The 13,345-nt window shown below is 67.3% G+C and carries 10 protein-coding genes; all 10 read right to left on the bottom strand.

Annotation, left to right across the window (positions count from 1 at the left end; translation table 11 throughout):
* Window positions 1-14 precede the first annotated feature (14 nt).
* The gene (locus ACWGL1_RS12095) at window positions 15-1,799 is read right to left on the bottom strand and encodes a DUF885 domain-containing protein (RefSeq protein ID WP_452112130.1); all 1,785 of its coding nucleotides are present in this window, start codon (window positions 1,797-1,799) and stop codon (window positions 15-17) included.
* Window positions 1,799-3,532 (bottom strand): DUF885 domain-containing protein, encoded by a 1,734-nt coding sequence (locus ACWGL1_RS12090; protein ID WP_452112129.1) that lies wholly within the window; start codon window positions 3,530-3,532, stop codon window positions 1,799-1,801. Before ACWGL1_RS12090 ends, ACWGL1_RS12095 begins: the two co-directional genes overlap by 1 nt.
* Window positions 3,533-3,559: 27 nt before the next feature.
* Window positions 3,560-5,353, bottom strand: a complete 1,794-nt coding sequence (locus ACWGL1_RS12085) for a DUF885 domain-containing protein (protein ID WP_291779755.1) — start codon at window positions 5,351-5,353, stop codon at window positions 3,560-3,562.
* 100 nt (window positions 5,354-5,453) lie between these two features.
* Window positions 5,454-8,444 (bottom strand): TonB-dependent receptor domain-containing protein, encoded by a 2,991-nt coding sequence (locus ACWGL1_RS12080; protein WP_291779752.1) that lies wholly within the window; start codon window positions 8,442-8,444, stop codon window positions 5,454-5,456.
* 63 nt (window positions 8,445-8,507) lie between these two features.
* Window positions 8,508-8,915 (bottom strand): RidA family protein, encoded by a 408-nt coding sequence (locus ACWGL1_RS12075; RefSeq protein WP_452112128.1) that lies wholly within the window; start codon window positions 8,913-8,915, stop codon window positions 8,508-8,510.
* Between the two features lie 13 nt (window positions 8,916-8,928).
* Window positions 8,929-9,372, bottom strand: a complete 444-nt coding sequence (locus ACWGL1_RS12070; RefSeq protein WP_291779746.1) for a VOC family protein — start codon at window positions 9,370-9,372, stop codon at window positions 8,929-8,931.
* A gap of 158 nt (window positions 9,373-9,530) precedes the next feature.
* Window positions 9,531-10,913 (bottom strand): FAD-dependent oxidoreductase, encoded by a 1,383-nt coding sequence (locus tag ACWGL1_RS12065; RefSeq protein WP_452112127.1) that lies wholly within the window; start codon window positions 10,911-10,913, stop codon window positions 9,531-9,533.
* Window positions 10,910-11,197, bottom strand: a complete 288-nt coding sequence (locus tag ACWGL1_RS12060) for a (2Fe-2S)-binding protein (RefSeq protein WP_452112126.1) — start codon at window positions 11,195-11,197, stop codon at window positions 10,910-10,912. The genes ACWGL1_RS12065 and ACWGL1_RS12060 overlap by 4 nt, the downstream gene beginning before the upstream one ends.
* The gene (locus tag ACWGL1_RS12055) at window positions 11,190-12,389 is read right to left on the bottom strand and encodes an NAD(P)/FAD-dependent oxidoreductase (RefSeq protein ID WP_452112125.1); all 1,200 of its coding nucleotides are present in this window, start codon (window positions 12,387-12,389) and stop codon (window positions 11,190-11,192) included. The genes ACWGL1_RS12060 and ACWGL1_RS12055 overlap by 8 nt, the downstream gene beginning before the upstream one ends.
* Before the next feature lie 3 nt (window positions 12,390-12,392).
* Window positions 12,393-13,316 carry a dihydrodipicolinate synthase family protein gene (locus ACWGL1_RS12050; protein ID WP_338578053.1) on the bottom strand — a complete coding sequence of 308 codons (924 nt, stop codon included), beginning with the start codon at window positions 13,314-13,316 and terminating at the stop codon, window positions 12,393-12,395.
* Window positions 13,317-13,345: the final 29 nt, after the last annotated feature.

Genomic DNA, 13,345 nt, shown 5'->3' with positions numbered 1-13,345 from the left:
GGCGCGCTGCTTGATTAGGCCACCCTCAAACGCACGGCCTCGGCCAGGACATCCATGGGAAGCGGCCCGGAAGCCAGGACGAAATCATTATATTGGCGCAAGTCGAACCGCGCCCCAAGCCGGCGCCTTGCCTCTTCGCGCGAGGCTGCGATCTGCTGCTTGCCGACCATGAAGCTGCAGGCCTGACCGGGATAGACGCAGTAACGGTCGATCTCGCGCTCGGCGGCGTCGCGATGCTCGCCGGCATGGGTCACCATCCAGTCGATCGCCTGTTCACGCGTCCAGCGGGCATGGTGAATCCCCGTGTCGACGACCACGCGGCAGGCCCTGAAAAGCTGCCCCTGCAGATAGCCGATCCGACCGACCGGATCGCCTTCGAAGGCGCCGATCTCGTCGGCGAGCTGCTCGGCGTAGAGCGCCCAGCCTTCCGTCCAGGCCGAGAAACGGACCGTCCGCCGGAACAGCGACAGCTCGCCGGCTGCCTGCAGGACGCTATCCTGGAAATGGTGCCCCGGCACGCCTTCGTGGTGGAGGAGCGTGGGAATGCGCCACAGGGCGTTTTCCTCGACCGAGCGCAGGTTGATGTAGATAATCGACGGCTGAGCGGGATCGCTGCTGGCGCTGTAGAAACCGCCGGGCGCGCCGTTCTGGATGGCGGGCGAGACGCGACGCACCTCCACCGGCCGATCCGGGGTCACAGTGAACCCGCGCGACAGCAGCCCCTTGACGCGGTTCAGGCGCTGGTTGGCGTAGTCGATGATTTCCTGACGCCCGGCTTCCGTATCCGGCTTGAGGAAGCGCGGGTCGCGATCCAGGGCGGCCATGCGGGCGCCGACTTCCCCCTCCGTCAGACCCTCGGCTCTCAGCAGCCGGTCGATTTCGGCCGAGAGTTCGGCGACCCATGACAGGCCCAGCTGATGCAGTTCGCCCGGCGCATAGCTGGCGGTGGTGTTGGAATGAAGCGCGGAGGCGTAATAGGCTTCTCCGTCCGGCTTGGCCCACACGCCGGCGCGAGCGTCGGTGCGAGGCTGCAAGGCGGCCAGGGCTTCGCTCTGGCGCTGCAGGGCGGGTCGGATCCGCTCGGCGAAGATCGCCGCCGCGCGCGTGTCCAGACCGGCGATCCCGGCTTCGCGCGCTCGCTCCAGCGCGGGCGCCGTCAGCGCATTGCCCGTCGGCGAGGACTCACGAAGAGCCGCAATCTGGGTCAAGGTCTTGGCGAGAATGAAGCCGGGCGGGATGACGCCGAGCCCCGCGTCGTGGCGGATCTGTTCGGTCTCCTGATCCAGGGCGACGGCGAACTGGTTCAGCTTGTCGAGATAGCGGTCGGCGTCGGCCGCGTTCTTCATCGGCGAGCGACCGCCGATGCCGTCCGGCAGCCAGTAGTAGGCGCCGTTCATCTGGCTGACGACATAGGGGCTGGGCCGAAGATTGATGTCCGAGAAGCCGTAACGGCCGTACTGGTCGGCCATCGCCTCATAGACGAAGCGGGCCGTGTCGTAGTCCAGCGCTGCGGCGGCCGAGAGCGCCGCGCGGTTCACCGCGCCCAGTTCAGCCAGCCGCTGCGCCGTCGCCTGTCCGTGGCGAGCGCGGGCCGCCAGCGAATAGTCGGCCAGGCGGTCGCCGCCCCCTTCCTCGGCGCGCAGGGCCTGGGCGTGGCGTTCGAGCATGGCGGCAAGGCGGGCGTCGTCGGCCCCGCCGCCCTTCGCCGCGCCGGGCGAAACGGCGCCCGTAGCGCACGCCGCCAGAGGGGAAGCCATGCCGAGCGCCGCAGCGCCGACCAGGAGATCACGACGACGCATCAGGCGGCGCTCCATTGCTGAACAAGAGCGTCCAGGACTTCCATCGGCAAGGGGCCGGAACGCAGTACAAGATCGTTATAGTCGCCCAGGCGGAAACGACCGCCCATGGCCTGTCTCGCCGCCTCGCGCGAGGCGACGATCTGTTGCTTGCCGACCATGAAGCAGCAGGCCTGCCCAGGGTAGACGCAGTAGCGGTTCACTTCCCGCTCGGTCGGTCCGCGCAGTTCGCCGACCGTGTCGACCATATAGGCGACGGCCTGTTCGCGGTCCCAGCGCTCGTGGTGCAGACCGGTGTCGACCACCACGCGGCCGGCGCGCCAGAGCTGCGCCTGCAGATAGCCGATACGGCCGTAGGGGTCGGCCTCATAGGCGCCGATCTCGTCCGACATGGCTTCGGCGTAAAGGGCCCAGCCTTCGGTCCACGCGGAGAAGCGCGCTGCGCGCCGGAAGGCCGACAGGCCGCCGACCTCGTCCAGCACCGCCGCCTGAGAGTGATGACCCGGCACGCCCTCATGATGGATCAGCGTCGGCAGGCGCCAGGACGGCAGATCGCTGGGCGTCTTCAGGTTCAGCAGCACCCCGCCCGGCGCTCCGCCTGACGGCCCGTTGTAGAAGGCGACAGGAGAGCTGTCCTCGGTGGCCGTCGACATGCGGCGAACCTCGACCGGCGTATCGACCAGATGGGTGAAGGCCCGCGACGCCCGCGCCCGCGACGCCGCCAGATAGGCTTCGGCCTGACGATGAACCTCGACCCGCCCGGCATCGGTATTCGGCTGCAGGAAGCGCGGGTCGACGTTCAGGGCGGCGATACGCTCGCCGACCGAGCCCTGGCTCATACCCAGTCGCTTCAGATCAGCGTCGATCTCGGCCGACAGGGCCGCCACCCACTCCAGACCCTGACGATGCAACTCGCCCGGCGCCCGCCGGATGGTGATGTTGGCGTACAGCGACGAGGCGTAGAGCGCCTCGCCGTCCGGTTGCGCCCAGACCCCCGCCTTGTCCGACGCGCGCCCGACAAGGGCGTCCAGCGCCTGCGCCTGACGGTCCAGCGCGGGGGCAACGATCCGGCGGAACAGGGCCGCCCCTTCCTCGCCCAGGGCTTCGTCGGAGCGATACGCCGGAGCCAGGACGGGATTGGCCTCCGGCGCGCTGTCGCGCAGGGCCCTGACCTGCGCCGCTGTCATCGCCAGAATGAAGTTTGGTGGAATGACGCCCTGCGCCGCGTCGTGGACGATGCGTTCGCTCTCCTGCTCGATGCCGCGCGCTAGGGCGGCGACGCCGTCCAGATAGACGTCCCGTCCCTTGATCGCCCGCGCCCCGATACGCGGCGGCGACCAGTAGTAGGCGCCGTTCATCTGGCTGACGACATAGGGGCTGGGGCGAAGATCAAGATCCACGGTTCCCGGCCGCGCCAGATGATCATCCAGAACGCCATAGACGAAGGCCGCGGTATCGCGGTCGATGCGAGCGGCAGGCGACAGGGCCGCGCGATCGACGCTCTGAAGTTCGGCGATCCTTTGCGTGTTCTCCGCTCTGAAACCAGCGCGTCCTGCAACGGAACGGTCGCCCAGCGGATCCGCCTCGCTGCCGCCGTCGAACACCTGAAGGGAGCGGGCGTGTCGTTCCAACAGCGCCGCCAGCCGAGCATCAGCGCTGTCGAAAGCCGCAGCCGCAGGCGCGGCCGCCAGAGCGGCGGTCCCAGCCGCCGCCGTCAGCATCTGCCGTCTGTTCATGCCCTGCTCCCCTTCAGTCCCGCCCGCTTAAGCGGCGGCCAGCCAGCGGTCGATCTTGGCTTCCAGCACGTCCAGCGGCAGGGCGCCGGTGTCCAGCACCTGATCGTGGAAATGGCGGATGTCGAACCGGTCGCCCAGCTTTTGGGTCGCCCGGCCGCGCAGTTCCTGAAGCTTCAGCTCGCCCACCTTATAGGCGCAGGCCTGACCAGCGTTGGTGATGTAGCGATCGATTTCGACCACCACGTCGCGTTGCGCCATCGAGGTGTTGGCCAGCATGTAGTCGATGGCCTGCTGACGTTCCCACCGCAGGGCGTGAAGCCCAGTGTCGACCACCAGACGCACAGCGCGCAGCATCTCCATGTCCAGATGACCGAACCACTGATAGGGGTCGGTGAACAGGCCCAAGTCCTTGCCCAGAGACTCCGCATAAAGCCCCCAGCCCTCGGTATAGGCGGTCGCCGGCGCCAGGCGGAAACGCAGCAGATCCGGCAGGCTTTCGTCTTCCTGCACCAAGGACGACTGATAGTGGTGGCCCGGCACGCCTTCGTGCAGCGCCAGGGTCTCCAGCGTCGGGATGGGGCGCGTGTTCAGCATCGCCATGTTGAAATAGAGCACGCCGGGCTCCGAAGCGTCCGGCGGGCCCGAGCGGTAATAGCCCGTGCCGCGCTGGTCCCCCAGCGCCGGCAGCGGACGGACCTCGAACTCGGCGCGCGGGCGGCGTGAGAACAGTTCGGGCATCCGCTGCCAGACCTTGGCCTCGATCCGCTCGAAGTGATCGATCAGGTCTTTCGGCTCGGTGTAGTAGAAGCTCGGCTCCGTGCGGATATGTTCGAAGAAGGCCGGCAGATCGCCGGTGAAGCCCGCCGCCTTGCGCGACTCCTCCATCTCGGCCCGGATACGGGCCACTTCCGACACGCCCAGACGGTGGATCTCCTCGGCGCTCATGGTGGTCGTGGTGTGGCGGACCAGGTCGGCCGCATAGACGCGCGCGCCGTCCTTCATCGCCCACAGGCCCGCGCCATCGGTCGCGGTCGGCAGGTAACGATCGCGCAGGAACACGCGCCACTGGTCATAGGCCGGATAGGCGCCGTCCTGGACCACCCTGCGATAGGCCGCCTCCAGCCGCGTACGATCCGCCGCCCCGATCGCGTCGGGGAAGCGCGTCGCCGGCGCATAGAGGGGATTGTCCTCGACCGGCAGGGCTAGGAAGGCCTCGACCTGCGCCAGGACGTTGGTGACCACGATCTTCGGCTGATGATAGCCCTCGGCCATCCCTTGCTCCAGACGCTTCACCGTGTCGTTCATGAAGGTCGTGAAGCCTTCCAGCTGGGCCAGACCCAGCTCATAGTCCTGAACCGACTTGAACTGGGCGCTGGTCATATAGTCGGGGAATTCGACGTGCAGGCCGAACGAGGCGTTCAGCGGCGCCTTGTTGCGGATCGCATGCAGACCGCTGTCGATCTCGTCGACCGCCTTCTCCGCCTGATAGCGGAAGACATCATAGGCGATCTGATCGCCCTCGGGCAGGGAGGCGCGGTCGATAGCCGACAGCGCGTTCAGCTCCGCCCGCTTCTGGGCCCCGAATTGCCGGGCGTAGGCCTCGCCCTGAGGGTCGATGAAGACGTCGCCGGTCGGCCGTTGCCCCCGTCGCGCCAGGCGCAGCGGATTCAGGGCATCATCCGCCTTCTGGCTCTCCTTGACCAGCGCCGCGAACCGCTCGCGCGCGTCCGTCTGGCGCCATGCAGCCGCAGCGGGCGATGCGGCTACAATGCTGAGCGCCGCCGCACCGGCCACGCCCAGAAGGAGTTCACGTCTTCTCATACTCGGTTCCCTCAACTCATACGTCCCGCTCAGAATTCAAAGCGCGACGACGACGGCCTCAGGAGGATGGCCGAACCGTCGCCGCCGCGCCTGATCGGGGTCAGAACTTAGCCGTCAGACCCACGAAGTAGCGCCGTCCCAGGATGTCATAGGTCGAGGGATCGGTATTGGCCTGGATGCCCGGCGACCAGGTCTGCGGGTCCTGATCGGTCAGGTTGTTGACGCCCGCGCGCAGAACGACGCGTTCGTTAACCTCCCAGGTGCCCAGCAGATCAAAGTAGTTGATCGCATCCAGCTTGTTGTCGGTGCGGTAGATATCCATCTCGCCCACCCGGCGCCAGCGCAGGCCCACGCCATACGGCCCCTTGGAATAGTTGACCGAAGTCAGGAACTTCCATTCCGGGAAGGTGAAGCCGTTGGTGGAGTCGATGGTGCCCGCACGCTCGTTGAACGGCCCGCCCGCAGCATCCTGACGCTGCCATGCGTCCATCCAGCCGACCACGAAATTCAGGTTCAGCGCGCCCCAGTCGGGCATGCCGGCGTCCACCAGATCGAAGCCCCAGTCGACCTGGAGGTCGACGCCCGAGGTCTTCAGCGTGGCCAGGTTCTGCTGCAGGCCCAGGCTGTCCACCACATTGCCCGTCATGGAGTCGCGGCGGAACAGCTGGCAATAGCCGTTGTTGACGTCATAGCTGGTGTTCGTCACGCCCGTGGCGTTGAAGCAGCCCTGAAGCTGGTTCGCGGCCGTGATGGTGCCGACCACGTCGGTGATCTCGATGCTGTAGTAGTCGAGCGAGGTCGACAGGCGCGAGAACAGCGGGTTCTCCAGCTGCGGACGATAGACGAAGCCCAGCGTCCAGGTGTCCGCCGTCTCTTCCTTCAGGTTGCGGTTGCCGCCGACGAAGCCCTGAATCTGCGTGCTGTTGAAGACATAGCTGTCGACAGCGGCCGCCGACAGGCCCTGGGCGATGCAGAGATCGCGGACCTTGGCCGCATCCGGCCCGTTCCGGTAGGCGCCGCGGATGTCGCAGGGGTCGCCGCCATAGACGGCCTGACCTGCGGCGTTCACCGGGCTGCCGATCTGCGGCGAGCTGATATCGCGGTTGCCGAACAGTTCGCCGATGGAGGGCGCACGCACGGCGCGCTGGACGCCGCCGCGAACACGCAGACCGTCGACAACGGCCCAGTCGATGTCCGCCTTATAGGCGGAAACCCCGCCGACAGTGCTGTAGTCGGCGTAGCGATAGCCGAGGTTCAGATCCAGCGACTGGACGAACGGCTTGTCCGCCAGGACCGGGATCAGGGCCTCGATGAAGACTTCGGTCGAGTTGGTCGAGCCGGTCAGGGGTTGAACCGGATTGAAACCGGCGACTTCCACGCCGCCGATCTTGCCGCCGTCAGGCAGGCCGTCAGCTCCCAGGTGGTCGACGATCGGATTGCTTTGCGACAGGCCGGCGTCGGGACGGAAGGCGAAGGTGTCTTCGCGATACTGGGCGCCCACGGCGACGCGGACTTCACCGGCCGGCAGTTGGAACAGGCCGCCCTGCAGGGTCGCCTCGACGACGCTCTGCTCGCTGAGGGTGGCGTTCTTGCTGTTGCGGTTGATGTAGTTGATGCAGCTCTGCGACAGCTGCGTCAGGCCGAAGGGATTGAAGCCGCCTTCGCACAGGCTGGCGCCGCCGGTCGGATCATCCAGCAGTCGCTGAACGGCCGAGCGCGAGACGTTGCCCGATTGCTGCGTCTGGTTGTCGACGCGGCCGTACTGGGCGCTGACGTCGTAGCGCCAGTCGCCGAAGGGCAGATCGCCGCGCACGCCGGTCGTCACCTGATAGACCGTGGTGCTGTCTTCGGCCAGGCGGCCGCCGATGGCGTTGAAGCGCTTGTTCAGACCGAACGAAGCCGTCGGATCCAGACGCGCGTCCAGGAAGGCGCGCAGGTCGGCCGAAATGAACGGATTGGTCGTCGGCACGCGGAAGCCGTACGTCGGCGACGGTCCCGGCATCGGCGTCGGCGCCAGGATCACGTCCGAGCTGTACTGAGTGTACAGGACGTTGCCGTACAGCTCCATCGAGTCCGTCAGGTTGTAGCGAACCGCCGAGAAGGCGTTCCAGCGCTCCAGCGGAATGCTGAGCATGCCGGTCGCGCCGGTGTTGTAGGCCCAGGCCACGCCGGGCTCGTGATAGGCGTCCCATTCCGCGCCGCCGGGGCTCTTGAAGTTGTAGGCGCCGACGTGGCTGAACAGCGAACCGTCGGTGTTGTAGCCGAACTCGCCGGTCGGGGTGACGCAGTTGGCGCAGTTCAGATAGCTGTTGATGAAGGCCTGGCTCGGCAGGTTCGTCGAGTCAAAGGTCGTGACCCCGAGCGGCGAGACGCTGTTGCGGCCGGAAACGCGCGAGAAGCCGCGCGCATCGCTCATGATCGCCGAACGGGTCGAACGGCCGATCGACAGCACCGCATTGCCGCGACCGTCGTCCAGATTGCCGCCCACCGTCACGGTGAAGCTCTCGGTCGTGCCGTCGCCGCGTTCCGTCTGACCATACTGGGCGTCGATCTGAACGCCGGAGAAGCTGTCGTTCAGAATGAAGTTCGCCACGCCGGCCAGGGCGTCCGAACCATAGGTGGCCGAGGCGCCGCCCGAGATGACTTCGACGTTCTTGATCAAGGCCGCCGGGATCAGGTTGACGTCGACCGTGCCGTCCGCGTTCGACGGCACGATGCGGCGACCATTCATCAGGACAAGCGTCCGGTTGCTGCCCAGGCCGCGCAGGTTCAGGTTGGCCTGACCGCCGTTGCCCGGGTTGACCGAGCCGTGGCTGTTGCCGGGCATGAACTGCGGCATGTCGTTCATCAGGCCTTCGACCGTCACCGACCCGGTCGCTTGCAGGTCTTCCTGGCCGACGGTCACGATGGGGCTGGTCGAATTATAGTCCTTACGGACGATCCGCGAACCCGTGACGACGATCTCGCTGACCGAGGTGGGTTCGTCCTGAACCATGGCGGCGGCGGGCTGGGCGGCGAAAGCCGTCAGGGCGGCGACACCGCCGATAACAGTGGATGTCAGCAGACACTGACGCGTATTGGGAGAGGTCAACGAAGGAACTCCAAGGGAATTTAGCGTGAATGGATGAGCGATCAGGCGCGCGTGGCCGCGGCCTTAATCGCGGAACTGGGCGGTGGCTTCGATCTCGACGAGGAAGTCCGGCAAGGCCAGGGACTGGACCCCGATGACCGTGTTGGGCGCCGGCGTTTCGTCGCCGTAGAAGCGTTTCAGGGCGCCGACCACGGCCCCGAGGCGCTCCATGTCGTTATCGACGATGTAGGTCCGCAGCCGGACGACGTCCGACGGACCCAGACCGGAATGGGAGAGGACCGCCGCGATGTTGGCGAGCGCCTTGTCGACCTGGGCGGCGAAATCGCCGACGCCCACGACGTTGCAATCGGCGTCCCATGCGACCTGGCCGGCGAGGTGAAGCACCTTCCCGTCGTCCTGAACGGCGGCATGCGAGAAGCCGAAAGGCGTGCTGTCGTAGAGTCCTGATGGATTGATTTTCGTGGTCGCCATGTCGCCCTCCCGGCTAGTCGACGAGTTCGAGCTGCAGCCCGAAAGGATCCTGGATGTAGAGGTTGGTCTTTCCGGCCAGCGGTCCGGCGTCGATCTCGATGGCGTCCAGCGGCGTGCAGCCCCGCTCCGTCAGCCATGCGGCGGCGGCGAGAACGTCATCCACCCGGAACGCGATGTGATGCCCGCCGATGTCGCAGTTGAGCGGCGGCTCCGTCCACCGCCCGTCCGGCCGGTCGTACTGCACCAGTTGGACGCGAGCGCCATCGCCGAAGGCGATCATCGCCAGGGTCAGACAAGCCCCCTGGACGCCCACATGGGCCTCCATCCAGTCGCGCCCATCGGGACCCGTCGGCATGTCGGCCGCGTCCATCGGCCCCATGCGGTAGAGCTCCACCGCCCCGAGGACGCCGCAGTAGAACGCCAGCGCCTGATCGAGGTCAGGGACGGTTCTGGACACGTGATCCACCGTGAACGACGGCCTGCCCCCATCGCGAGTAGTTCCGGCCACGCTCCCCTCCATTGCAACGTGTTCCGACTTTTGATGAAGACAGTTTTGTGGCGTTCTGTCGCCGCACACAATGACAGCTTTTGGAAAATTCGTTGCGATAAACGCAATCAACGAACGGCGAGATCACCGACTCTGACGGGCCTTGCAGGGAAGCGCGCCGTGAACCCTGAGCGTTCGGAATGCGGCTGTCCGGCCAGACTCAGCAGGCTATGCTCGCAGTTTCGGCCCTGGCAGGCGCCCATGCCGCATCGGGTCGCCAGCTTGACCGAGCCGACTTCCGCGCACTGCGCCACGGCGGCCTGCAGATCACCCAAGGCGACATCCTCGCACCGACACACGATCGTGTCCGCATCAGGCAACCGCGCGCTGAACGGCCCCGGGTCCGCGATGGCCTCAAGCAAGGCCGCAAACCGCATCGCCGCCCGCCGCGCCTTGCGCCAGGGCCGTGCGCGACGACGCGCTGCGCCCTGATCGATAAGGCCTTCGTCCAGGGCGACCGCCAGACCGGCCAGAGCGCCTTCGGCCGACGCCGCTGCGGCGCCCTTCACGCCTGTCGTCTCGCCTGCGACATAGACGCCCCGACGCGAGGCCCGCATCCATTCGTCGTGGCTCGCCTTCCAACCGCCGGGCCGAGCAGGCGTCACCTGCAGGCCCGCCGCGCGCGGAAGGTCCGCCTGGGGCATGAAACCGAAACAGAGGGCGGCCGCGTCGCAGTCGAACCGCTCGGCGCCCCCTAGATGCAAGGCGGAAACCCTGCCCTGCCCCTCCACGCTCAGCGCCGCTCGACCGAAACGCAGGGGAACGCCGGCCCTGAGCAGGCGCCAGGCGCTGCCTAGCGCCGAGACCAGAACGGGCCAATGCGTCAGGGCGGCCCAGGGTCGGGTGATCGCGCGCCATGCGAGCGTCGAGAAGGGCTGGATGAAGGCCACCACGGCCACCTCGCCGCCTGCCTCCAGGGCCTGCTCGGCCACAAGCAGTTGCAGCGGGTGGCTGCCCGCGAAGGCCAGGCGCTTTCCGGGGACCAGTTGCTGGCTCTTGATGAAGGCCTGCGTCCCGCCCGCACTCATGACGCCCGGCAGGGTCCAGCCGGGAATGGGCGCGGCAAGGTCGTAGCAGCCGCCGGCGATCAGCACCCGGCGCGCCGAAACCTCGTCGACGCCCGACGCGCCGGACAGGGTCAGCGTCCACACGCCGCCCGCTTCGCGCAGCCCAAGCACCGATCGCCCGCCCATGAAGTCGACGTTCGTCAGGGCCTCAAAGGCGGCGAGCCGCGCCTTCAGCCCGCGATAGGCCCCGCCCTTCATCCACTCGGCGACCGAAAACGTGCGCGGCGGCTGGCGCAGGATCTGCCCCCCCGGCCGCGCCTGTTCGTCGATGACGGCGATCCGCAAGGCCCCGTTGAGGCTCAGGCAGGCCGCCTGCCCCGCCGGTCCTGCGCCGATCACGGCCAGGTCGTAATCCGGGCTCGCGCCGCTGAGGGACGAACTCATTCACCGATCCCCGTCTCGACCGTCATTCCGGGTGCAGCCGGGACAAGGCAGGCGCGCACGCGTCGGGAAACGTCACCGTCCCGCACATGGACAAGGCATTCGCTGCAGACGCCCATGTTGCAGAAGAGACCGCGCGCCCGACCCGAACGATCGCGCCTGAACCCCGTGGCGTCGGCGGCCAGCATGGCCGTCGCGATGGTCTCGCGCGGATAGGCTTGGATCGCGTCGCCGTCGACGCTGAAGGCGAAGGGCTCCCCCCGCAACACGCCTTCGGTCTTACGCAAGCCGACCTCCCATGAAGCTGTTGAGGTGGCCGAAACGCGCCGGAGAGAAGATCGACAGGCGATCCTCGCGCTCATCCAGAATCAGTCTGGCGAGAAGACGCGCGAACACCGGCCCCAGAGTGAAAGCCGAGCCGCCCGCCGCCACATAGACGCCCGGCGCCTGGGGCACTTCGCCGACCAGCGGGGTCTGATCGGCTGTGATGGCGGTGATCCCGGTCCAGCTGCGGATCAGATTGAGCTCGGCGACCGGCGGAAAGATGCGCGATGCGACCCCCAGGTTGCCCGCGAGCGACGGCGTCAGCAGTTCCGCCGGCCGGTCCAGATCGAACCGGCCCGCTGCGTCCAGCCGCATGCGGGACGGCCATCCCCCGCCGATCAGCATGTTTCCGGCGTGCGCCTGCTTCATCGACAGCCTTTGACCGACGTGCTGGATCAACTGCTCCAGTATCGGCGGCGCCCGCTCGGTCACATTCATCAGCAGGGCGACCGGATAGATGGGAAGGTGCAGGTTGAACAACTCGCCGATACGGCCGGTCCAGGCGCCCGCCGCGATCAGCACCTTGCGGGTCGCAAGTTCGATGTCCGCTTCGCCCCGCCGCACGGTCAGACGATAGCCTTGCGCATCCGCTCCGGCCGCCGTCAGGCGCGCGCCCTGCAGCAGTTGGACGCCCCCCGTCTGGGCCCGCGTCATGAAGGCCGGGGTCAAAGCCTTCGGGTCTGCATGGCCTTCCGACGGGAGATAGGCCGCCGCCGTCACGGCTTCGGAAAGGCCCGGCGCGATCGTTCGCGCTTCGGCGCCGTCGATCAGCCTCGTGTCCAGACCGCCCTCGACCTCGCGGGCGACCTTGCGCTCAAGCGTACGGACCTGGTCCGCCGTCTCGGCGACCATCAGGCCCCCGCGCATGTGGATGTGGAGATCCGGACCCATTTCGGCGTCCAGCCTCCGCCATTCCTCGATCGCGAGGCGGTTGAGGCTCAACACCTGCGCCGCCTGATCGGCCAGCGCCTCGCCGTTCTCCAGGAAACGGCGCTCCAGCTGAAAATGCAGAGACCCCGCATTGGCGCCGGACGCGCCGATATTGGGATAGCCCGCCTCCACCACGGCCACCGACGCCCCGGCCTGGGCGAGCCTGAACGCCGTAGCGGCGCCGACCAGGCCGCCGCCGATCACCACGACGTCCAGACGTTTCATCGATCAGGCGCGCCCGAGCGACGCCAGAGTCTCGCGAATGCGCTCCAGATCCGCTTCGCGCACGTCCAGCAGCGGACGGCGCACATAGCCCCCCGGCAGGCCCTGGATATTCAGCGCCGCCTTCAGAATGGCAGGCCCCGACCCGAAGCGGCCGACAAGCTCCGACGTGTACCAAGCGTCCATGATGACCCGGTCCTGACGGCCACAGGCGCGCGCCGCCTCGAAATCCCCGGCCCAGACGTGATTGTAGAAATCCGGCTGGGTCCGCCCCAATACGCCGCCGGCCCCCATGGTGCCGTCGCCGCCCCCGCCCCTTAACAAGGCTAGGCCGCCGTCGTCCATGCTGTGGCCGAAAACGCGGATCTGCTCGCACAGTCCGAAATAGGTCTGCACGAAGCGGCGCAGGTCGCCCGTCGACTGCTTGATGGCGACGACGTTCTCGATGTCGGCCAGACGGCGCAGCAGGTCGAAGTCCATGTCGACGCCCGTGCCCGGCGGCCAGTTGTAGACGCAGATCGGCAGGGCGGAACCGTCCGACACCGTCTGATAGAAGGTGACGATCTCATCCGCTGACGGGCGAATATAGGGCGGCGGCGTCACCAGCACGCCTTCATAGCCGCAGGCGTGGGCAGTCTCGGCGAAATCAACGACCTCTTGAGCCGTAAAGGCGGTGCAACCGGCGATGAGAGAGATCTTGCCCTTCATCTGTTCGCCGACGGCGGTGATCAGTGCCTTGCGCTCCTGGGGGGCCAGACTGGTCCATTCCCCCGTGGTTCCGGCCACCACCAGACCGTGCATGCCCTCAGCGTGCAGCCATTCCAGCAACGTCCCGAGGCCTGACAGGTCAAGCTGTCCATCGACGTCGAAGGGCGTCGTGATCGCGGGGATGTAGCCGCGCCAGCCGACGCGCATTCTCTTGCCAGTCACAAACACCTCTAGATCAATACTGTGCGACA

It is taken from the genome of Brevundimonas sp. NPDC055812, assembly GCF_053616535.1.
The sequence above is the reverse complement of the archived record's forward strand: the minus strand, read 5'-3'. Positions and strand labels throughout refer to the sequence as shown.

What these genes read in the sequence shown, in the direction of transcription:
- ACWGL1_RS12095 (WP_452112130.1), bottom strand. Translation starts at nt 1,799, where the DNA reads ATGCGTCGTCGTGATCTCCTGGTCGGCGCTGCGGCGCTCGGCATGGCT.
- ACWGL1_RS12090 (WP_452112129.1), bottom strand. Translation starts at nt 3,532, where the DNA reads ATGAACAGACGGCAGATGCTGACGGCGGCGGCTGGGACCGCCGCTCTG.
- ACWGL1_RS12085 (WP_291779755.1), bottom strand. Translation starts at nt 5,353, where the DNA reads ATGAGAAGACGTGAACTCCTTCTGGGCGTGGCCGGTGCGGCGGCGCTC.
- ACWGL1_RS12075 (WP_452112128.1), bottom strand. Translation starts at nt 8,915, where the DNA reads ATGGCGACCACGAAAATCAATCCATCAGGACTCTACGACAGCACGCCT.
- ACWGL1_RS12065 (WP_452112127.1), bottom strand. Translation starts at nt 10,913, where the DNA reads ATGAGTTCGTCCCTCAGCGGCGCGAGCCCGGATTACGACCTGGCCGTG.
- ACWGL1_RS12055 (WP_452112125.1), bottom strand. Translation starts at nt 12,389, where the DNA reads ATGAAACGTCTGGACGTCGTGGTGATCGGCGGCGGCCTGGTCGGCGCC.